We start from the raw sequence: 20,221 nt of genomic DNA, 5'->3' as shown, positions 1-20,221 counted from the left end.
TGTAAAATTGAAAATTTGAATTAATAAGTTGGAGTAACGTAAAATTTACTTTTAAGATCGGTAATTTCTGATGCAGTTAATTTTGATTGAATTTCATTTAACTCATCCTCTGCAGATTTAAATAAACCAATTTTAGTAAAAGCTTCTATATAGGCAATACTTAATGGGACGGAGTATGTGATATATTTTTTTGCTTCTACTAATTTTTCTGCGCCTTCAAGTTCGCCTACTGTTTTTGAAATATAGTTTGCATAATCAATTTGCACATGCGGATCATATCCAATTGTATGTATGGCTTTTTCATAATATGTTTTAGCCGACATGCTGTCTTTACTATATTCTAGTCTGCGTGCCGTAAAATAATCGATATAGCCTAAATCTTGAGTGCGTAAAACAGTTGATTTAAGTTCTGACTCTAATACTTCCCACTGCTCTAATCCATTCAGGATTTTTAATTTTTCTAGATTAGCTTTCGCCAGTATTTCTTCCGGTATGTCGTTTGGCTTTTTCATGTTGTTCCATACATTCATTGCTTCTGCATACTGTTTCTGTTCATTCAGACTTGATATGCGATCTATTTCAAATAATATCAATTGAACCGTATCTTGAATTTCTTTTGAATAGCTTTCAAATGTGTTTTTAGTTAATGTCTGATAGTGCAGATATTGAACTTTTTCTTGATCATTAAATGATGCAATTGTAACTTTCGTTGAAAGTGTTGAAGACGCTTGAATGATTTTAGCGATTTCAGCTACTTCAGGAATTAAACTATTTGTTAAAACATGTAGAAGCTCTGATACTTCAGCTACATTACCAGAGGCATTTGCAGCCAAACATTTGTAAGCAAACAAACGTTGGTCTGGATGACTAATTAATAATCGATACGTATTGTAGGCTTGCTGATACAGTCCCATTTTAAGTTGCAAATTTGCCAATGTGATAACATATAAAGGCTTGTTTGTTTCTTCTATGATTGTTTGTAGCAATTGTAACGATTCGCCTACATTAGTTTGTGAAAAATAAACATGTAGTGCTTTTGCATACAGCAAGTCGCCTCTATAAAATGCGTTTCCTTCATTATTACTTAGACGCTCTAACAACGAATCTAATAACGAATCTTTGATAGCGAGTTTGTTGAAGGTATAATTATAGATATACGTAAAGGTTTCAGCAGATACGATTGAATCTGTTAAAATAGGATTGGGTAATACCGTGCTACTTTCTGAGTTACCTTGTAAGGTAGCAATTGCAATTTTATTTGACAGATAGGTATACGATGGATGCGTATTTTCTTTAGATAAAATTGTTGCACATTCTTTAAATTTTCCTTGTGCGCCAAAGTACGCTAATAGATTGGATGCTGGGATATCATCTTCTGTATGGGTAGCTGCTTTGTTAAAGAAATAAACAGCCGAGTCAGAAGTGTCAAATTTTGTGTATAGATATCCTAAATTATTTAAGAGGTAGGGATTATTCGGATATTTTTTCAATCCATCCTGCAGCATAAAAAGTGCAGGAAATAATTGGTTGTTATTTAAATAAAACTCACTGATACTTGCAAATGCATAAGGAGTTGTATTCCGAGTTAAGCTACTTTCATGATATTGAAATGCTTCTGCTTTGTTATCATGATTTTTATAAAATGTACTCAAAGAAAAATTGGATCGTTGATTAGGAAAATCGTAAGACCATGCTTCCTTGTAATAAGATTCTGCTAATGCATCTTGTCCTGTATATAAATATACATCTCCAATGTTATTGTAATAGGCTGCCTTTGCACTAACATACACGTACCGATTAGTTGAAAAAACAAAGTACATAACGATTGCCCAGCCCAAACTTCTTGCTACAAAAAATGGAACTTGATAGGTCGTGTAAAACGCTTTATAAACTTGTTCTTGTTTTTTGTATCGTGTCCAAAAATTGCTAAGTACATATATGAAAATAGCAAGCCCCATTCCAATTTGAATGTATAAAGCTGATTTTTCAAGCGTTATAATTAAAGGGTCATTTGTAGTAGCATATCCGTATGCGATTGTAGTATACGTGATGATTCCAAAAGATAGATATAATAAGGCTCCTAGTGGTTTAAAGGGAATAGTTCCTGTTACCTCTTTTTTCATTTCAAACAACCAAATCCCTAAAATGCCAGAAATAGCAAGTATTGCAAAGGGGTGTAATAAAACGAGGTCTAATTCTTTAACAAACGCTGGCTTATAGTAAATCAGATATAAATTTGTAATGTATAATGTACCGATGATAATGAAATTCCACATGGAATTTCCTTTTGTTTTAAACGTTGATTTGCCATAGGAAGTAACCACAACCGCAAATTGCAGTATATCATAACCCACAACAAACATGAAAATAATGGAAATAATAATGGGAATGATAATGGCATAATTTGAAACATACATCAATGGATATTCAACAGCGCTGCCAAACTGTATGAAACAACCAACCGCAACTACTGCTGTGCTAATGGATAATAGGCGTAGGAAAAAATCAATGTTTTTTCCATATGCGTTAAAATAATAGGTTATACCACCGAATAAAAGTAGAATCATCACAGCTGGCAATCGATTGTATTGATTTAAAATACCGAGCAACTCTGTGTTCATTGTTACTACAAATACTAGGAATAACAACATGCCTATTATGTATAGCCATAAATCTAAATAACTAATAGCTGTTAGTATAATAATAAATCCTATAATAACACTTGCTAAAAATGTATAGGATATCCATGGGTGTATCTGTAAGTCATTCGGAACAAACCGTTTTAATAATAAAAACTGTTCGCTTTCCTGAGGAATTTGAAATTGGTTTACCGAAAAAGTATCCAAACGTAAGTTTAAGGTTTTCCATTCACCCGTTGTATCCCAGCCTATAGCATAGATGTCTCCATATACATAGCTAATGCCTACTGCTAGGATGCTTGCAAAAAATAAAATTAAAAGGGCTACGTAGAGAGCTTTATAAGAGCTTTTCCACTGTAGCCAAAAGAATAAATCGTTCATAGGTTGTCGCCAGTTTCCAGTTGCTAGTTACCAGACAAGTTATACTAACAACTGCATATTACTTATAATTTTATTTTAGTATTTTTTTTGTCTAGAAACCAGTTACTAGTAACTAGCAACTAAGAAAGGAATTTAGGAACTCTGAAATAATCCGAATCTTTTTTAGGCGCATTCAGCAATGCTTCTGCATGAGTAATGGTAACTTTATCAATATCTTCACGAAGAACATTTACTTCTGCGCTCATATGAACCAATGGTTTTACATTGTCGGTGTTTACTTCCTCTAATTTATTTATCCAAGTCAACATTTTGTTGAAATCTGTAGAGAATGCCTCTAAAGAAGTTTCATCAAATTCTAATCGTGCTAAGTGAGCAATTTTTCCGATGGTTTTTGCATCTAAATTCATATCTGTGCTTCGTTATATTCTATAGGGAAATATTTTCTTAATTCGTTTCCAATTACTTGCTTGGTTTGTTCTTTTAATCGATCAACATCATTCATCGTTAACCCAATTGTTTCAATGGGTTCATGAACAATTGTTTTCATTAATCTTCTACGTGGGAAATACTTCCCATCATCTGGAAGGATGAGCCAATTGTTTACAATAGTAACGGGTACAATAGCTACTTGTTTTTCTATCGCAATTCTGAATGCACCATCTTTAAAATCCATCAATACAGGAGCATGTTTTCTAGATATGGCTCCTTCCGGGAAAATAGCAAGGTTGTATCCCATGTCAATCTTCTTCATCGATTGTACAATTGTTTCGTATTTACTTTTTGTACTTTTTCTGTCAACCGACACATATAAATTTCGGAACATGTATCCAAATAGGGGTACTCTACCCAAGGATGATTTTCCAATAAATACATTGTAACCCGGCAATGCAAAGCACATGGTTGGTATGTCTAAATAGGAGGCATGGTTTGCACAGTATATATATTGCTTTTTCTTATTTACTTTAAATCTCCATTCTATTTTTGTAGGAAGAAAACAGAATAAGAAAACAGTATGTGCCCATATTCTATTTAAAAAATGTCCATACTTTTTCCAAGATTCTTTTTGTACCGTTATACAAAATGGTATAAACAAGCAAGCAAAAACCAGTGCAAAGGTGGTCCATACCCAGACCATGTATATTTTTTCTATTAGTTTAGTCATGTATTAATTCCGAAGTACTAAGTACAGAGTACGAAGTACGTGATTATATTATTTTTAATTTGAATAATAAAAGCAAGTGATTTTTTAATACTTCGTACTTAATACTCCGTACTCTGTACTAATAAAGATGCTTTCAATAATCCTGCAATCGTTAAGCTATCGGTAATTTCCCCATTCATAACCATTGCTACAGCATCTTTCAAAGATACTCTTTTTATAATTAATTGTTCAGTATCTTCTGGGTTGCTGGGACCAGGAGTGAGGTCGGTTGCTAAGAATAAAAATCCCTCTTCATCCGTAACCGAATTGGAGGTGTGGATGCGCCCTAAATCTTTCCAAGTACTTGCAATTAAGCCTGTTTCTTCTTGAAGTTCGCGTTTGGCAGCTTCTAAAGGTGTTTCGTTCATTGGACCACCACCTTCGGGTATTTCCCAGCTATATGCATTTAAGGTATAGCGGAACTGACCAACCAAATAGGTATATCCTTCTGAATCAATGGGAACGATACCGATTGCTTTGTTTTTAAATGAGACAACACCGTAAATTCCTGGTTCGCCATTCGGTTTTAACACATCTTCTTCTCGTACAGAAATCCATGGATTTTCATAAATTTCTTTCGAACGAATTGTTTTCCATGGATTGTCAAATTCTGTTGGCATAAAATTGGGATTATTACCTGCAAATTACGAACAATTGTGCAGTTTTAAAAAGTAACGAAATCTATATGATTTCTTTTTTAATCATCAAACCAGCCATTTTTTTGAAAATCAGTCATATTTATGACTTTGCTCACGTTATCCCCATAGGGTTTAAGCAAATACCTTCTTATCTTTGCCAAACTATGTCTCTTTTGTCGAATTATTTAGAAGGAAAAATTGAAGCCGGTGTGGATGAAGCTGGTCGTGGCTGCATGGCTGGACCAGTAGTTGCTGCTGCGGTTATTCTTCCCACAAATTACAAGCATGCTTTATTGAATGACTCTAAAAAATTGACGAGTAAACAGCGTGAAGTATTGCGTCTAGATATTATTCGGGATGCCATAGATTATAGTGTTGCGGAAGTATCGCATACAATCATCGATCAGGTTAATATTTTAAATGCAACCATGAAAGCGATGCATAAAGCAATCAAAGGATTGAAGAAGCAAACGCCTGATTTATTATTGATTGATGGAAATCGTTTTAAACCTTATCCTGGTATTGCACACGAATGTTTTGTACAAGGAGATGGAAAATATTTGTCCATCGCAGCCGCATCTATTTTGGCGAAAACACATCGAGATCATTTGATGGAAAAATTATCAAAAATCCATCCAGAATATGGTTGGGATGTGAATGCGGGCTATGCTACTGAGAAACATCGTTTGGCGATGGAAACTCTAGGCTTAACACCTTACCACAGAACAACGTTTCATTTTAAGCCAAAGCAATTAGATTTATTTTAAAAGAATAAAAATTTATCCGTAGGCTGTATCTTTTCGACCAACCACGGCGATTTAGTTTAGTTTTTGAATTAAAAAAGTATTTATTATTATGAGTGAAATAGCTGAAGACGTTAAACATATTCCATTAGAAAATATTCATATTTCCCTAGGTGCTAAAATGGTGTCGTTTGCAGGGTATTTGATGCCTGTTCGTTATTCTTCAGATATTGAAGAACATATGGTGGTGCGGAATGCAGCGGGGATGTTTGATGTGTCGCATATGGGAGAGTTTGTATTGAAAGGTCCTAAAGCGTTAGATCTTATTCAACAACTTACTACCAACGATGCATCTGTTTTAGCTATTGGTAAAATTCAATATACTGCTTTAACAAATCCCGAAGGAGGTATCATTGATGATTTGTTGGTATACAGAATAGGCGTTGAAGAATATTACATTGTTGTAAATGCGTCGAATATTGATAAAGATAAATCATGGTTTTTAAAACACATGCCTGCTGAAGGGGTTTCATTTAATGACATCTCAGAAGATACATGTTTGTTCGCTGTTCAAGGACCAAGAGCGCACGAAGTCGTAGCACAACTCACTACGTTTGATGTTGCTTCAATGGAATATTATACCTGTGCACACATTGATTTGGCAGGGCATAAAAATGTATTTATTTCTGCAACTGGGTATACGGGTGCCGGTGGATTTGAAATTTATGTACCCAATGAAATCGCTATCGATGTTTGGCAAAAATTAATGAAAGCTGGTGAAACGGTAGGTATGAAGCCTGTTGGTTTAGGCGCTCGTGATACCTTACGTTTAGAGATGGGATATTGTTTGTATGGAAATGACATTACGGATACAACAAACCCAATTGAAGCAGGTCTTGGTTGGGTAACAAAATTCACAAAGAAATTTACTGCATCAGATAAAATTCAAGAGCAAAAGAATGCGGGCGTTACACGTCAGTTGGTTGGTTTTTCAATGGTAGAACGTGGTATACCACGTGGTCATTATGAATTAACAGATGCTGCTGGCAAAAGAATAGGAGAGGTTACATCTGGAACACAATCTCCTTGCTTGGGAATTGGTATTGGTATGGGCTATGTTGAAAAGGCATTTGCTAAAGTTGATACAGAAATTTATGTTTCAATTCGAGGTAAATTAATTAAAGCGAAAGTAGTTAAGTTTCCTTTTGTGAAGAAATAGTTGCCAGTTTCTATGTGCTAGTTGTGAGACAATGGAACGTTCACTATTTGACATTAAGTATTAAGAATGAAATTTAAATAAATAAAATAGTTGGTTGTGTTTTACTAGTCTAGCAACTAGTAACTAGAACCTAGCAACTAATTTTGACGTGGTTTTGTCTTTTCGACAAACTACTTGCAGATAATTGTACCAAAGTGCAAAATTGACAAAACAGAATTAAAGTAAATTAAAAATAATAGGAGCTAATTATTAATCTCAAGACTAATTTTGTTTAGTCTAGTAACTAGCAACTAGAAACAGGTAACTACCAATGAAAAAAATTGATGTTTGTTTGTCACCCGAAATGGTGCATTTGCATAAAACAGAAGGTAAGGTCGTTGTTGTAATCGATATACTACGTGCTACCTCATGTATGACAACAGCATTGGCAAATGGAATAGAAAGCATAACAGCAGTAGCAAGTTTGGAAGAATGCAAAGCCTTGGGAGAACAAGGGTATTTAACTGCGGCAGAACGCGATGGTAAAAAGGTTGATGGATTTGATTTAGGAAATTCTCCATTTAGTTACCAAGACGAATCTATAAAAGGCAAGAAGATTGTTGTAACAACTACCAACGGAACACAAGCTATTGTAAAATCTGCTGGTGCGAGAGAAATTTTAGTAGGTTCCTTTTTAAATTTTTCAACGGTCGTTAATTATTTGCGTGCGCAGCCAAACGATGTATTGATGCATTGTGCAGGTTGGAAAGGTAAGATGAATTTAGAAGATACCCTTTTTGCGGGTGCTGTAGTTGATGCTTTAAAAGGAGATTTTTCTCATGATGAAGATTCCGTTCTCACCGCATTGAATTTATATTATTCTGCCAAATCGGATATGATAGGTTTCTTATCCAATTCTTCGCATGTTCGAAGATTGCAAGGCTTAGGCATAATGAAAGATATTGAATTTTGTTTAACAAAAGATATATATGACGTTTTACCAATCATGCGTGATGGTAAAATTGTCAATGCTCATTTAGAAAAAGTTGTACTTTAAAATAGTTTTTATTCTAATAAAATGGAAAGAGAAAAAGTAGATGTATTAGTTATTGGTGCTGGTCCTGCAGGAACCGTTGCAGCAGCAATGATTAACAAAGAAGGTTTCAAAGTTAAAATTGTTGAAAAACAAAAATTTCCTCGATTTGTAATTGGTGAAAGCTTACTGCCAAGATGTATGGAACACTTGGAAGAAGCAGGTTTCATTGATGCAATCAAAGCTAAAGGTTTTCAACAAAAAACGGGTGCTAAATTTGTGCGTGGTAAAGAAGTTGCAGATTTCAATTTTGTAGATCAATATTCTGAAGGTTGGAAGTGGACATGGCAAGTAACCCGTGCAGATTTTGACAAAACACTTGCTGATGAAGTAGCTAGACAAGGTGTAGATGTAGAGTATGAATTGGGTGTTACAGATATTAAATTTACGGGAACCGATTCTGTTACTACCGTAGAAGATGCGAACGGCAATAAAAGAGAAATCGAAGCGCGCTTCATTGTTGATGCAAGTGGCTATGGCCGTGTAATACCACGTTTATTTAATTTAGATAAGCCATCCGGTTTTGAATCAAGAAAAACCTTATTTACACATATTAAAGATCCCAAGCGCCCAGGTGCTGAAGTAGAAGGAAATAGAATTACAGCTGTGGTTCACAAACCGAAAGTTTGGATTTGGGTAATACCTTTTGCCACAGGCATTACTTCTGTAGGCTTTGTTGGCAACCCTGAATATTTAAATCAATTTGAAGGTACGCAAGAAGAAAAAATGCGCGCTATGATTGCAAGTGAAGGTCATATTGCAGAACGTTTTGAGAATGCTGAGTTTTTATTTGAGCCCAAAAATCTGGAAGGTTTTGCTATTTCTGCATCGCAATTATATGGAGACGGTTTTGTGTTAACTGGTAATGCTACTGAATTTTTAGATCCTATATTTTCTTCTGGTGCTACATTCGCCATGGAATCAGGTTCTAAGGGGGGTAAGCTTGCAGTTAAATTCTTAAAAGGCGAAACGGTAGATTGGCAAACAGAGTTTGTAGATCACATGATGCATGGTATTGATACATTCCGCTCTTTTGTTACAGGTTGGTATGATGGATCTTTACATACTGTTTTCTTTGCGAAGAATCCAGATATGGATCACAAGCGTATGATATGTTCTGTATTGGCTGGTTATGTGTGGGACAAAACAAATCCATTTGTTAAAAAGCATGCTACAATATTGAAAACATTGGCACATGTTATTGAAATGGATCAACAACCATCTGCATAAGGATATTGAATTAAATATTTTATAAAAAAAGTGCGGATTTATATCCGCACTTTTTTTATGTCTTCAATAGTTATTATGCAGTAAAATTGATTCATAATATCTAAATGTTTTGTGTTTGTTGTGTTAAGGTATCTAGAAATCTAGTTTCAAATATAAAATTCAATTCACTTTAAGCCCCATCCTGTTTATGATTAATTAGAAATTGGCTTGTTTTTTTGTTTCGTTAAACAAGCGTTTATATAATAGGTTTGTAAAGGATTGTATGGTGTATTGAGGCGAACTACAAACAGTTGACGTACATAAAATCATAAAGTTTTTGTCATACGCTTGAAATAATTCATATTTTTCAGAACTGATAGTTTGGTTTGTATACACTTCATTATTGAAGTAGAATTTTGGAAAGGAGATACATGATTTTATAAATGCAGCTTGTTGGGCGGGAGTTGTTTTTTGCATGTATACACCCGTATTCGGTTCTTCCAATAATTCATTTGCTGCACTCAATATTCCTGCTTCTGTTGAGTATGTTTTTATGAGTTCAGGTTTTATAAGAAATTGCATAATATTTTCAGCGGCAAATTTATAAGCTGAATTTTTAAAGAAATAGGAACTGTAATTTAATAATCTGCATGCTTCAATATTTTCAGAGATGTTATACGTCGCTTTTAATGGGCTACTGCCAACAAATGAATACAAATAGCCATTTCCGGAATTAAATGTATGTGTAATTTCCCTGAGTAATTTTGCAGCTTCTTTTTTATAAAGTGTATTTGATGTTGCACGGTATAAAAGAATCAACGTTTTAACCATAGCTAAATTATCTTTCAATGAAATGGTTGAAAGTTTATTTGTACTGTGTGTATAGGCATTATTGATTTTATAATCATTCATTAATACATACGCACATTTAATAGCTTTATCTAAGTAAACTTGATTGTTATTTGTAGCCCATAATATCAAAAAAGCTTCCGTAATTTCTGCATTGCTGTTTGTATAACTATTTTCATCAATTGCGGGTATTCCTTGAGCAATTCTGCCTTCATTATTTAATTTAAAATAATCTGTTGCTTTTATACCTGGCATAAGATCGGCATCTTGTGCATTGTAATAGGTACCATCCTTAGCTTCTAAAAAACGCACAACATAAGCAGCAATGCCTTCCGCTTTTTTGAGCGCATCAATATCATTGTATCGTTTATAATACCAACAATACATTTTTATATATCGTGCTTGTACCTCTAACAGTTTTTCATAATGTACTTGTTTCCAATCATTGTTGTTTGCGTATTGATAGACTCCTCCCCAAACGTTATCATAAATTCCGGTAGAATTAATAATACTATTCTCTACCCATTTGTGCATGCTGGTATCGATACTACTTTGATTAAAAGCATATTCAAATGTTTTAAAGTCTATGAATTTTTGACCAAAATTAAATCCACCATTTTCATAATCTAAGGAGTTAATAAACTTCTCTTTTAAATAATCAAGAGATTTTTGTTTGGATGAATCTGTTGTGTGTTCTATATTCAGAGAGGGTTTGTTGCTAAATAATGGACTTGGGTTTGCTCGTAATTGCGTGAGCAATGCCATAAATCGATCGTTGTCTATGAATCCACTTTCCTTTAATAGTTCGTTACCATCAGCATCAAAAATAATGGTTGTTGGCGGGCCATAGTTTGTATATAAACTGGTTAAGTCTTGTCGTAAATCATAATCTTCTTTACAAACAATATAATTTTTATCTAAGTACTCAATTATTAATGGATTGGCATAAGTTTTTTCTTCCATTACATGAGACCAATGGCACCAATTGGCCGCTAATTGTAATACTACAAATTTGTTTTCACGTTTTGCTTTGTGAAAAATAGTTTCATTAAAAGGTTCCCAATCTGGGTGCTTGGTTGTATCTCTGAAAAAAAGAACATAGACCAAGCCTATGAAAATAATTAAATATATGGGTATAAAAATTTTTTTAAACATAGCCGTTTTGTCTTAATCTAATACATATACGGTAATTAAGGTGTGTCAGGTTTAAATAAAAATGCTTGCATCTAACACACTATTTAAGTACATCTAATATATGTTCTTAAATAAGGTACAAACTAAAGGGTATTGGAGCAAATAAAAAGGAAGGTATAAAAAATCAAAAATGAATTATATATCTGTAGGTTAATTTTAATTACTTAATTAACCTACAGATATATAGTTAGTCACGGATGGTAGAATATTTAAAGCTAGCAACAACCTCTTTCTTTGGATTTTTCAAAGCAATCAATGTTTTATCAAAATCATTCTTGCCATTAAGTTTATTCACTTTATCACTTATTTTGTTTGGATTGTCATAGGCAAACTCTTCACAAATGAGCTCGTCTACACATAATGTGATTAAATTATAATCAACACCTGAGCCATCACTTTTCATAAAAGCAGTTTTACATGCATCTGATGCGAAGTATTCGTCTAGTGTTTTGTATAATTTAGTATATTCTGAAGGACTTAACATAGTATAGGATTTATATTTGTGCAAACTTAATAAAAAAATTAGGGATATGTGCAGATGCTTACCCCTCGTTTATGGGCTTGTTGATAAAACGTTTGAAAATGTTTATTCAATTCAAACACATATGAAGTATTGTGTAAAAAAAAACGCTGTCTCATCAACAGCGTTTTTTTTTGTATAATTCTGATAATGATTATTTTTTAATTCTATGTACCCAATTATGTTTGTCTTCACCAATACCATGTTTTAAATCAAGAATCGTTTGATTCAATTTATTGGATAAAGTTCTTGTTTCAACAGCAGGCAATACCATGTCTTTGCCGTTGTGGTGTATTTCTGCAATCTGAGTAATGGTTGCTGCGGTTCCTGTACCAAATGCATCCTGAAGGGTACCATTGTCAAACGCAGTAAGTACTTCTTCAATGCTCACTTTTCGTTCTTCTACTTTAACTCCCCAATCTTTAGCAATCGTTAAAATCGTGTCACGCGTAATACCCGGTAGGATAGAGCCATCCAACGAAGGTGTAATCAATACATCATTGATTACAAACATCAAATTCATTGTGCCAGACTCTTCAAAATATTTATGCTCTTTACTATCTGTCCATAATATTTGTTGGTAGCCTTTATCCGAAGCGATTTTTGCAGGCAATAAAGAAGCTGCATAGTTACCACCCGTCTTAGCTGCACCAATACCTCCTGGAGAAGCACGTACAAAATCCGACTCAATAATTACCTTCACAGTACCTTTGTAATAACCTGCAACAGGGCAGGTAAAAATCATAAATTTATATGCTGAAGAAGGTTTAACGCCTATGAATGGGTCGTTTGCAAAGATGAATGGTCTTAAATATAAAGAGCAACCTTCTTTATTTGGAATCCAGTCTTGATCCAAACGTACCAATTCTTCAATAGCATTGTAAAAATAATCAGCAGGAATTTCTGGAATACATAAACGACGGTTTGAGTTGTTCATGCGCTCCAAATGTTTTTCAATTCTGAAAACTAATAAATCACCATTGGGTGCTCTGAATGCTTTCATGCCTTCAAACACCGTTTGACCGTAGTGCAATGAACTGCACGCTGGACTAATTGAAATATTTTGAAAAGGAATAATTTTAGGATCTACCCAAGTACCTTTTTTATAATCAACCACAAACATGTGATCCGAGTTGACCGTTCCAAATTCCAAGTTCGAAAAATCAGTTTCAGACAATCTTGAATGTTGTGTACGTTCAATCGGAAAGTTCACTGCTTTAGAAGCACTCATCGGTTTATGGTTTTAATGGTTATACGCATAAAATTAACTATTTAACGCTTTTATTCAAATGCTAATGTGCATTTTGGCAATTTATATTTTCTAAGACTTAAGCTTGTCATTATTCTTATGTCGGTCTCTATCTCGATTTGTTTTTTTTTGCATATTTTCTTGCATGGCTTTTTCAAGATCAATTCCTGTTTGATTGGCTATGCAAGTCAATACAAAAAGAACATCTGCCAATTCATCCGCTAAGTTTTTATCTTTATCCGATTCTTTAAACGATTGTTCTCCATAGGTACGTGCCATAATACGAGCAACTTCTCCTACTTCTTCAACCAGCAATGCAGTATTGGTTAATTCGTTGAAATAACGTACCCCATGTTCTTTAATCCATTGGTCTACATTGGATTGTAGTTCTTTTAGATGCATAATTAATGTTTATTTTTAGAATCTATGATAATGGTAACGGGTCCATCGTTAGCTAATGTTACCAACATATCTGCACCAAATATGCCCGTAGCTATATATTTTGTGATGTTAAGCTGACAAGAACGTATAAATTGTTCGTATAGAGGAATGGCTTGTTCTGGCCGTGCTGCTTCAATAAAAGAAGGCCTATTTCCTTTTTGGGTACTTGCCAATAATGTAAACTGGCTGACAATCAGCAATTCGCCGTTTATATCTGTCAGTGATTTGTTCATTTTACCATTGTCGTCTGAAAAAATTCGTAAACCACAAACTTTAGTTGCCATCCAATCTGCATCGGCTTGTTCATCTGCATGAGTAATTCCTAATAGTACCAATAAACCCTCTTGAATGTTCGAATAGATAGCCCCATTTATTTCTACTTGAGCTTTTTTTACACGTTGTATAACCCCAATCATTTTTTCTCGTATTAATAATACAGTATTCGAATGTTCGAAATGTAAGAATTCTCGTTTAAATTTTCAGTAATAGGTACTTTCAAATTTGATTAAATAGTACAAATAATTAATCGTAGCACAGGCAAGATAGTTCATAAATAGGTGTCTAAACAAATATTTTTTTATCTTAGCTATTTCAAAAAATGCGCATGTTTCAAATCATTAAGCTTTTCGTTCTGATTCTATGTTTTCATATTCAACTATGCAGCTTTGCACAACAGGATAAATCATTAAATCATAACGAAGGCGGTATTCCTAAGGTAGCGTTTTACGAACTCAAAGGAGACTCAATGATCCCTCTAACCAACCTTAAGCGAGCAGAAGTCACTACTGTTTATTGTAGGGTAGTAGAAGGCATGGAAAATGTCCTGTTCAATCAAATCCTTTCAAGTAACGATGCTATTGTTGAAAAATCTACAGAAGAACGGAACGTATATCACGTTACCCCTACCAGCACTTCTGTATGTGAATTAATATTGGATGTGAAATTAATGGAAGATTATTATCAAATAGCGTTTGAGTTACAAGGCAAGCGAATGATTAAAAAGGTAATTCGAATATATACACCTCGCACGTATATGATTGATTACAAACTATTCCCAATAATAGACTAAAGCGAATAATTCATATAAAGAAGCGCTAAGCGCATTTAATAAGATGTCTAATTACAATACAGCAGAACACAATCGATTAAAGACGAGTAAAGAAAATAATCCATGGAAAAACTGGGGACCGTTTTTAACAGACCGTCAATGGGGGACTGTACGCGAAGATTATAGTGAAGACGGATCTGCATGGGAACATACAACCCATGATATGGCGCGTAGTTATACCTATCGTTGGGGTGAAGAGGGGATTGCAGGTATTTCAGATAATAAATCATTGTTGTGCTTTTCAGTTGCCTTGTGGAATGGAAAGGATCCCATCTTGAAAGAACGGCTGTTTGGGATGACAGGGAATCAAGGAAATCATGGCGAAGATGTGAAAGAATTGTACTACTACCTAGATAGTACGCCAACACATTCCTACATGAAGATGCTGTACAAATATCCACAAGCAGAATTTCCATACCAAAAGTTAATAGATGGCAATCAACGTTCCAGACATGAACCTGAATACGAATTAATTGATACTGGTGTATTTGATGAAGATAAATATTTTGATGTATTTATTGAATATGCAAAGGGGGATATGGAAGATATCCTTATTAAGGTAAGTGTTATCAATCGTGGTCCGGAAGAGGCAGAAATAACGGTATTGCCAACGATGTGGTTTCGTAATATCTGGACGTGGGGATATGATTTTGCTAAACCTAAAATGTCTGCACAAAAAGATGGGTCTATTTTAGTTGAACATGATTTTATTGGAAAGCGAAACTTTTATTCCGATCAATCTGATCGCTTGTTGTTTTGTGAAAATGAATCCAACAACAAACGATTATACAACAAAGCCAATAAATACAGTTATTGTAAAGATGGTATCAACGATTACGTTGTTGACGACAATACAAGTGCAGTAAACATGCTGCAAAGAGAAGGCACGAAAGCTTCTTCCATGTATAAAATGAAAGTTAAGCCGGGTGAAACAAAAGTTGTTCGTACGAGACTTACAGATAAAACTCTTGCAAAACCTTTTGAAGATTTCGATAAGATTTTTGCAGATCGGTTGCGCGAAGCCGATGAATTTTATAATGAAGTACAAGATGGTGTAAAAGAAGATGAGCTGCGTTTGATTCAACGTCAAGGCTATGCTGGGATGATGTGGAGCAAGCAGTTCTTTTACTTTAACGTGAAGCAGTGGTTAGATGGAGACCCCGTTCGAAAAGATACCATTTCTGAAAAAAGAAAAAAAGGAAGAAATAGTCATTGGGAACATTTAAACAATTCCAATGTAATCTCTATGCCTGATAAATGGGAGTATCCATGGTATGCCGCATGGGATTTGGCTTTTCATTGCATTCCTTTAGCACAAATTGACCCTGATTTTGCAAAACGTCAACTAACCATTTTGTTGCGTGAATACTATATGCATCCCAACGGACAAATTCCTGCTTACGAATGGAATTTTGGTGATGTGAACCCTCCTGTACATGCTTGGGCAACGTGGCGTGTATATGAATTAGATAAAGAACGTAATGGTGGTGTGGGTGATACAGCTTTCTTAGAGCGTATTTTACACAAACTTACCATGAACTTTACTTGGTGGGTAAATCAAAAAGATAAAAACGGAAAAAATATATTTGAAGGCGGTTTCTTAGGATTAGATAATATTGGAGTATTTGATCGCAGTCAACCTCTACCAATTGGCGGTAGAACAGAACAATCGGACGGTACTAGTTGGATGGCAATGTATTCATTGAACATGCTTCGAATATCTACCGAACTTGCATTAGTTAATCCTGTGTATCAAGATTTGTCCTCTAAGTATTTTGAACACTTCTTATACATTGCAGGCGCCATGAATAATATTGGTGATACAGGAGTAGGCTTGTGGGATGAGGACGATCAATTCTATTACGATATCATTCACTTGCCGAATGGTAAAAGTCAACATTTAAAAGTGAAATCCATTGTTGGGATTATTCCACTCTTTGCTGTTGAAGTTTTGAATAAACCAAGCGTTGATAAACTCCCTGATTTTAAACGAAGACTTGAATGGATTTTAGCAAATAGACCCGATTTAGCAAGTGAAGTATCTCGTTGGACGGATGATGGAGATCATAATACAAAATTACTTTCCTTACTCCGTGGACATCGTATGACGATGGTGTTGAAGCGAATGTTGAATGAAACAGAGTTCTTATCCGACTTTGGTATTCGTGCACTTTCTAAAGAACACGAAGCAAAACCTTACGAATTTAATTATCAAGGAAAGGTATTCTCGGTAGCATACAAGCCAGGAGAATCAGACTCTGCAATGTTTGGTGGAAACTCAAATTGGAGAGGTCCTATTTGGTTCCCCATAAATTATATGATTGTTGAAAGTTTGATGAAATTCCATTCCTATTATGGAGATGAATTCTTAATCGAATATCCAACAGATAGTGGCAAGATGTTAACACTAAAAGATATTGCAGGAGAATTATCGGACAGATTAATAAATATTTTCAGATTAGATAAAAATGGAAAAAGGCCTGTAAATGGAGAAGTTGATAAATTTAACAAAGACCCACATTTCAAAAATCTAATTTCATTTTATGAATTCTTTCATGGAGACAATGGTAGAGGTTGTGGTGCATCCCACCAAACAGGCTGGACAGGATTGGTTGCTACATTGATTCATGAATTTAAAAGAGATTAATTGGGTTTTGTAATGTAAATTATCTGAAATGAAAATGTGATGTTGTATTAAGGAATTATTTACATTATCTACAAATAAAATAATAATATGTTTAAAATTTTGTTCAGTGATAAGGATGATTGGAAAATGAAGTCCGAAGGTCGATATAATAAAAAGGATTATGATTTTAGATATGCAGATTTTTCAAAAATTAGCACTTTGCGTAAATATGACATTGTGATTCCTTTATATGAAAAAGATATTCATATTCTCAATAATCGGTTTTCAGATCTATCTTGCAAATATCTTGTTGCATCTAATGAGGTTGTTGATTTTTGTAATGATAAATATTCGTTCAATGATTTTTTAATTAAAAATGGGTTTGAAGATAATATTCCTAAAATTTTATCTGAAGATGCCCAATTTCCATATATCTTAAAAAAAAATCTAGACGAGTGGGGGCAAAATTCACATATTGTAGATAGTGCTGAAAAGGATAGTGCTTTGGCACATTTAGTATCAGATGGTAATTATTTTAAACAGGAATATATTTTTGGTATTGATGAGCATACAACACATTTTATCTTTACGAATAATAAGCTTGAATATTGCCAAACTTTTAAATTCACATTTCCGAAGTCGAGTTTTGTTAAAGGAATGGAAAGTCCTCCTTTTAAAACTGCAGTTATTGTTCCTGTAAATACAGATCATGCAGCTGTTTTCGAGAAGTTATTACAAAAAATAAATTATAATGGAGTTGGGTGTTTTGATTATAAAATTCAAAATAATGTTCCAAAAATATTTGAACTAAATCCTAGAGTTGGGGGATCATTACCATTAGACTTGATTCGTTTTTTAGAAGAATATAAACGATTATGTGAAACGAATAAATCCCAATTGAGTTTTTGGAGTAGGTTAAAAAGAAATTTATTTTGAAAGTACGATATCTGCTAACAATATAAATTAGGTTGTTCATTTTGATTTGAAGTATGATATTTTGAATGTCAATTATTTGAGGATTGTGTTCCTAGTTCAGATGGAATTCAGCAATGCACGTATAATTACAAGATACGTTTGATTCGTCTATTCCAGTTTTATTTTTTTCGGCCAACGAGTTATTGCGCTTACAAATTGCTTTTTTATTTATGCTCTAATGTGATACAAATTATCTATTTTTATATTCACGCTATATTTTAACACCATGGATAAGAAATTTTTAGATAATATTATCACTAACAATAATCAATTGAAAGGTATTATTTTAGTATTGGCTATAATGATCTTTTTTATTGCTTATGGAAACTTAGGAGGAGTAGATTTAAGGGCGTATTTTATAATAACTATTCTTAGGGATATATGTAGTTTAATAGGCATCTACTATTTATATGTATTTGTTCGCTTCGAATTGAAACAAAAGATCTCACTTTTTATTTTCGTTATCTACCTACTTACAATAGCGTATTTTCTATTTATGAACACCTATTTGCTGGTGTTAAGTTATGTAAGGGATGCCGAAATAGTAAGTATTTATAAAAAGGAAGTTTATCAATACATTCCAATCTTTTTTGTATATGCTTCAATAATTGGCATCTCAATTCAATTGCTATTAAATACATGTTCTGGTAAAATAGGTAAAGCGTTGAAGTTAATAGGTGTATTTTTTATAATTGAATCCATAAGTCTATTCGTGAGTCTTAATCTTTTATATGGTGATTTTTATTCTATATATTCATTTTTTCTTACCATCATATACATATTGCCTTATATGGCAATGATTTATTTATACGCGCTTGTGTTGAATCAACCTATTGTTGAAGAAAAAATATGAAAAATACTCTATCAGAAAATCGCTTGCTTATTAATCAAGATGCTCAAAAAATATTGGATGTGCGTTTTAGTATGTTGTTTTCAATCAATAGAAATCGGTTTTTTTCTTTTTTGAGAAATTATGTCGGTTTTTATTCTGAATATAGATCATTATTACTGATTGATAATTCAAGCATTTCAACAAATGCAATTCCAGAACTGATGTACAAGGATTATACGTTATCCTTACGTTTTCAAATTTTATTAATACTCGTATTCCCTATTTCATTTTGGATATTCATTCAACAATGGAATTACATTGTTAAATTAAAAAGAGAGCTGCGTGAAGGCTTAAAAGTTATTAATTCTCTAGTTAAGAATCCTATTAATAAAAATACGAATTACACAGCACCCAAAACGAAACGTAAGTAGGGGGTAGTCGTTATGTTATTTTCTAAATAAATAGTAACGTCATTTAGTAAAAATTTATCCTTTTGAGCAGTCGTTAGATCATTTTTTCACTTGGTCCGACGACTTAATTAGTAACGAGCCTTTTCAATAATAAATATCCGTTATCGTAATTCCCTAAATTTAACAAAATGGAAATATATAATATAAATTATGCCAACGTCTGATAAGATTAGAAATTCAAAAGTAGCTAGATGGGTTGTCTATTGCTTTATTGGTATGGTTGGACTTTTATTTATTAAGAGCTTGATTAGTCTTTATGAAGATTTTAGATTGGGAATCATTGAAGATACCATTAGAAAAAATAGTATGGAAATTAAACGGAAAAAAGCTTCTGATTATGTCTATCATAATGAGATAGATAGTCTTATGACGTTAGAGGAATATCCAAAAATAATTGAAATTTCCGAATTGAGAATAATAAAATACCCAGAAGATAAGGCTTCCCTAAATCGATTTATAGGAGATGTGTATTATTATAAAGGGGACAGAGATTCAGCTATTTTAAAATATACGAAAGCGATTAATGTGTCGGAATCATATGTAGATGCATATATTGATCGAGGTTTGGTATATATGGAATTAGATAGTCTTGATTTAGCAATAACTGATTTTGAATTTGCAGCCAGTAGAAATTATATTATTTTTTTAAATTTAGGTATGGCTCAAGAAAAAAAAGGTTTTTTGCAAAGAGCAATTAAATCGTATGATAGCTATTTGAAGGAAAAGCCAGAAGATTTACAATGGAAACAAAGACGAGATTCTCTAAGTATTAAAGTAAATAAATCTAATTATAAAAATGAAATAGTTGAAGGTGAATATCTAGAATATAGAAATCCATAACAGCACAAACAGAAA

19 protein-coding genes are annotated in these 20,221 nt (G+C 33.5%); 10 read left to right on the top strand and 9 right to left on the bottom strand.

The features are described 5' to 3' along the window. Nucleotides 1-20: 20 nt before the first annotated feature. From Q0543_RS08275 to Q0543_RS08260, 4 genes are all read right to left on the bottom strand, one after another. Nucleotides 21-3,020 carry a hypothetical protein gene (locus Q0543_RS08275; RefSeq protein WP_299251208.1) on the bottom strand — a complete coding sequence of 1,000 codons (3,000 nt, stop codon included), beginning with the start codon at nt 3,018-3,020 and terminating at the stop codon, nt 21-23. 119 nt (nt 3,021-3,139) lie between these two features. Further along, nucleotides 3,140-3,427 (bottom strand): Asp-tRNA(Asn)/Glu-tRNA(Gln) amidotransferase subunit GatC, encoded by a 288-nt coding sequence (gene gatC, locus Q0543_RS08270; protein ID WP_299251207.1) that lies wholly within the window; start codon nt 3,425-3,427, stop codon nt 3,140-3,142. Beyond that, nucleotides 3,424-4,182 carry a lysophospholipid acyltransferase family protein gene (locus tag Q0543_RS08265; protein WP_299251206.1) on the bottom strand — a complete coding sequence of 253 codons (759 nt, stop codon included), beginning with the start codon at nt 4,180-4,182 and terminating at the stop codon, nt 3,424-3,426. The genes gatC and Q0543_RS08265 overlap by 4 nt, the downstream gene beginning before the upstream one ends. 98 nt (nt 4,183-4,280) lie before the next feature. Then, nucleotides 4,281-4,841 (bottom strand): NUDIX domain-containing protein, encoded by a 561-nt coding sequence (locus Q0543_RS08260; protein WP_299251204.1) that lies wholly within the window; start codon nt 4,839-4,841, stop codon nt 4,281-4,283. A 182-nt stretch (nt 4,842-5,023) separates the two neighbouring features. Here Q0543_RS08260 and Q0543_RS08255 point away from each other — a divergent pair, with 182 nt between their 5' ends. From Q0543_RS08255 to Q0543_RS08240, 4 genes are all read left to right on the top strand, one after another. Further along, nucleotides 5,024-5,626 carry a ribonuclease HII gene (locus Q0543_RS08255; RefSeq protein WP_299251202.1) on the top strand — a complete coding sequence of 201 codons (603 nt, stop codon included), beginning with the start codon at nt 5,024-5,026 and terminating at the stop codon, nt 5,624-5,626. Between the two features lie 88 nt (nt 5,627-5,714). After that, nucleotides 5,715-6,821: a glycine cleavage system aminomethyltransferase GcvT gene (gene gcvT / locus Q0543_RS08250; protein WP_299251200.1), complete on the top strand. Its 1,107-nt coding sequence runs from the start codon at nt 5,715-5,717 to the stop codon at nt 6,819-6,821. A gap of 310 nt (nt 6,822-7,131) precedes the next feature. After that, nucleotides 7,132-7,857, top strand: a complete 726-nt coding sequence (locus Q0543_RS08245) for a 2-phosphosulfolactate phosphatase (protein WP_299251198.1) — start codon at nt 7,132-7,134, stop codon at nt 7,855-7,857. A gap of 21 nt (nt 7,858-7,878) precedes the next feature. Beyond that, nucleotides 7,879-9,123 carry an NAD(P)/FAD-dependent oxidoreductase gene (locus Q0543_RS08240; RefSeq protein WP_299251196.1) on the top strand — a complete coding sequence of 415 codons (1,245 nt, stop codon included), beginning with the start codon at nt 7,879-7,881 and terminating at the stop codon, nt 9,121-9,123. 195 nt (nt 9,124-9,318) lie between these two features. Here the strand turns inward: Q0543_RS08240 and Q0543_RS08235 are convergent, their stop codons facing one another. The 5 genes from Q0543_RS08235 to dtd all read right to left on the bottom strand — a co-directional run bounded on the left by Q0543_RS08235 (nt 9,319) and on the right by dtd (nt 13,771). Next, complete coding sequence (locus tag Q0543_RS08235; RefSeq protein ID WP_299251194.1) at nt 9,319-11,106, bottom strand: DUF255 domain-containing protein; 1,788 nt, start codon at nt 11,104-11,106, stop codon at nt 9,319-9,321. 226 nt (nt 11,107-11,332) lie between these two features. Continuing rightward, complete coding sequence (locus Q0543_RS08230; RefSeq protein WP_299251192.1) at nt 11,333-11,629, bottom strand: hypothetical protein; 297 nt, start codon at nt 11,627-11,629, stop codon at nt 11,333-11,335. Nucleotides 11,630-11,819: 190 nt separating this feature from the next. Next, the gene (locus Q0543_RS08225; protein ID WP_299251190.1) at nt 11,820-12,896 is read right to left on the bottom strand and encodes a branched-chain amino acid aminotransferase; all 1,077 of its coding nucleotides are present in this window, start codon (nt 12,894-12,896) and stop codon (nt 11,820-11,822) included. Nucleotides 12,897-12,986: 90 nt separating this feature from the next. Then, a complete protein-coding gene (locus Q0543_RS08220) occupies nt 12,987-13,316 on the bottom strand; it encodes a nucleotide pyrophosphohydrolase (protein ID WP_299251188.1) in 330 nt (109 codons plus the stop codon). Between the two features lie 2 nt (nt 13,317-13,318). Next, a complete protein-coding gene (gene dtd / locus Q0543_RS08215; RefSeq protein ID WP_299251187.1) occupies nt 13,319-13,771 on the bottom strand; it encodes a D-aminoacyl-tRNA deacylase in 453 nt (150 codons plus the stop codon). 188 nt (nt 13,772-13,959) lie between these two features. Between dtd and Q0543_RS08210 the strand changes: the two genes are divergently transcribed. The 6 genes from Q0543_RS08210 (at nt 13,960) to Q0543_RS08185 (ending at nt 20,206) form a co-directional block, all read left to right on the top strand. Continuing rightward, entirely contained in the window at nt 13,960-14,424 is a 465-nt protein-coding gene (locus Q0543_RS08210) for a hypothetical protein (RefSeq protein WP_299251186.1), read from the top strand. 43 nt (nt 14,425-14,467) lie between these two features. Continuing rightward, entirely contained in the window at nt 14,468-17,110 is a 2,643-nt protein-coding gene (locus tag Q0543_RS08205; protein WP_299251184.1) for a glucosidase, read from the top strand. An 87-nt stretch (nt 17,111-17,197) separates the two neighbouring features. Then, the gene (locus Q0543_RS08200) at nt 17,198-18,025 is read left to right on the top strand and encodes a hypothetical protein (protein WP_299251182.1); all 828 of its coding nucleotides are present in this window, start codon (nt 17,198-17,200) and stop codon (nt 18,023-18,025) included. A 265-nt stretch (nt 18,026-18,290) separates the two neighbouring features. Then, complete coding sequence (locus tag Q0543_RS08195; RefSeq protein WP_299251180.1) at nt 18,291-18,917, top strand: hypothetical protein; 627 nt, start codon at nt 18,291-18,293, stop codon at nt 18,915-18,917. Next, on the top strand, nt 18,914-19,327 hold the full coding sequence (locus Q0543_RS08190) for a hypothetical protein (protein WP_299251178.1): 414 nt from the start codon (nt 18,914-18,916) through the stop codon (nt 19,325-19,327). The genes Q0543_RS08195 and Q0543_RS08190 overlap by 4 nt, the downstream gene beginning before the upstream one ends. Before the next feature lie 189 nt (nt 19,328-19,516). After that, the gene (locus tag Q0543_RS08185) at nt 19,517-20,206 is read left to right on the top strand and encodes a tetratricopeptide repeat protein (protein WP_299251176.1); all 690 of its coding nucleotides are present in this window, start codon (nt 19,517-19,519) and stop codon (nt 20,204-20,206) included. Nucleotides 20,207-20,221 lie beyond the last annotated feature (15 nt).

Source organism: uncultured Cytophaga sp. (assembly GCF_937863595.1).
Classification (GTDB): Bacteria; Bacteroidota; Bacteroidia; order Cytophagales; family Cytophagaceae; genus Cytophaga.
This window is presented reverse-complemented; position numbering and strand designations above follow the sequence as displayed.

Bases quoted from the DNA above. Each gene is read 5' to 3' on its own strand.
- Q0543_RS08275 (WP_299251208.1), bottom strand. From the start codon at position 3,020: ATGAACGATTTATTCTTTTGGCTACAGTGGAAAAGCTCTTATAAAGCT.
- gatC (WP_299251207.1), bottom strand. From the start codon at position 3,427: ATGAATTTAGATGCAAAAACCATCGGAAAAATTGCTCACTTAGCACGA.
- Q0543_RS08265 (WP_299251206.1), bottom strand. From the start codon at position 4,182: ATGACTAAACTAATAGAAAAAATATACATGGTCTGGGTATGGACCACC.
- Q0543_RS08260 (WP_299251204.1), bottom strand. From the start codon at position 4,841: ATGCCAACAGAATTTGACAATCCATGGAAAACAATTCGTTCGAAAGAA.
- Q0543_RS08255 (WP_299251202.1), top strand. From the start codon at position 5,024: ATGTCTCTTTTGTCGAATTATTTAGAAGGAAAAATTGAAGCCGGTGTG.
- gcvT (WP_299251200.1), top strand. From the start codon at position 5,715: ATGAGTGAAATAGCTGAAGACGTTAAACATATTCCATTAGAAAATATT.
- Q0543_RS08245 (WP_299251198.1), top strand. From the start codon at position 7,132: ATGAAAAAAATTGATGTTTGTTTGTCACCCGAAATGGTGCATTTGCAT.
- Q0543_RS08240 (WP_299251196.1), top strand. From the start codon at position 7,879: ATGGAAAGAGAAAAAGTAGATGTATTAGTTATTGGTGCTGGTCCTGCA.
- Q0543_RS08235 (WP_299251194.1), bottom strand. From the start codon at position 11,106: ATGTTTAAAAAAATTTTTATACCCATATATTTAATTATTTTCATAGGC.
- Q0543_RS08230 (WP_299251192.1), bottom strand. From the start codon at position 11,629: ATGTTAAGTCCTTCAGAATATACTAAATTATACAAAACACTAGACGAA.
- Q0543_RS08225 (WP_299251190.1), bottom strand. From the start codon at position 12,896: ATGAGTGCTTCTAAAGCAGTGAACTTTCCGATTGAACGTACACAACAT.
- Q0543_RS08220 (WP_299251188.1), bottom strand. From the start codon at position 13,316: ATGCATCTAAAAGAACTACAATCCAATGTAGACCAATGGATTAAAGAA.
- dtd (WP_299251187.1), bottom strand. From the start codon at position 13,771: ATGATTGGGGTTATACAACGTGTAAAAAAAGCTCAAGTAGAAATAAAT.
- Q0543_RS08210 (WP_299251186.1), top strand. From the start codon at position 13,960: ATGTTTCAAATCATTAAGCTTTTCGTTCTGATTCTATGTTTTCATATT.
- Q0543_RS08205 (WP_299251184.1), top strand. From the start codon at position 14,468: ATGTCTAATTACAATACAGCAGAACACAATCGATTAAAGACGAGTAAA.
- Q0543_RS08200 (WP_299251182.1), top strand. From the start codon at position 17,198: ATGTTTAAAATTTTGTTCAGTGATAAGGATGATTGGAAAATGAAGTCC.
- Q0543_RS08195 (WP_299251180.1), top strand. From the start codon at position 18,291: ATGGATAAGAAATTTTTAGATAATATTATCACTAACAATAATCAATTG.
- Q0543_RS08190 (WP_299251178.1), top strand. From the start codon at position 18,914: ATGAAAAATACTCTATCAGAAAATCGCTTGCTTATTAATCAAGATGCT.
- Q0543_RS08185 (WP_299251176.1), top strand. From the start codon at position 19,517: ATGCCAACGTCTGATAAGATTAGAAATTCAAAAGTAGCTAGATGGGTT.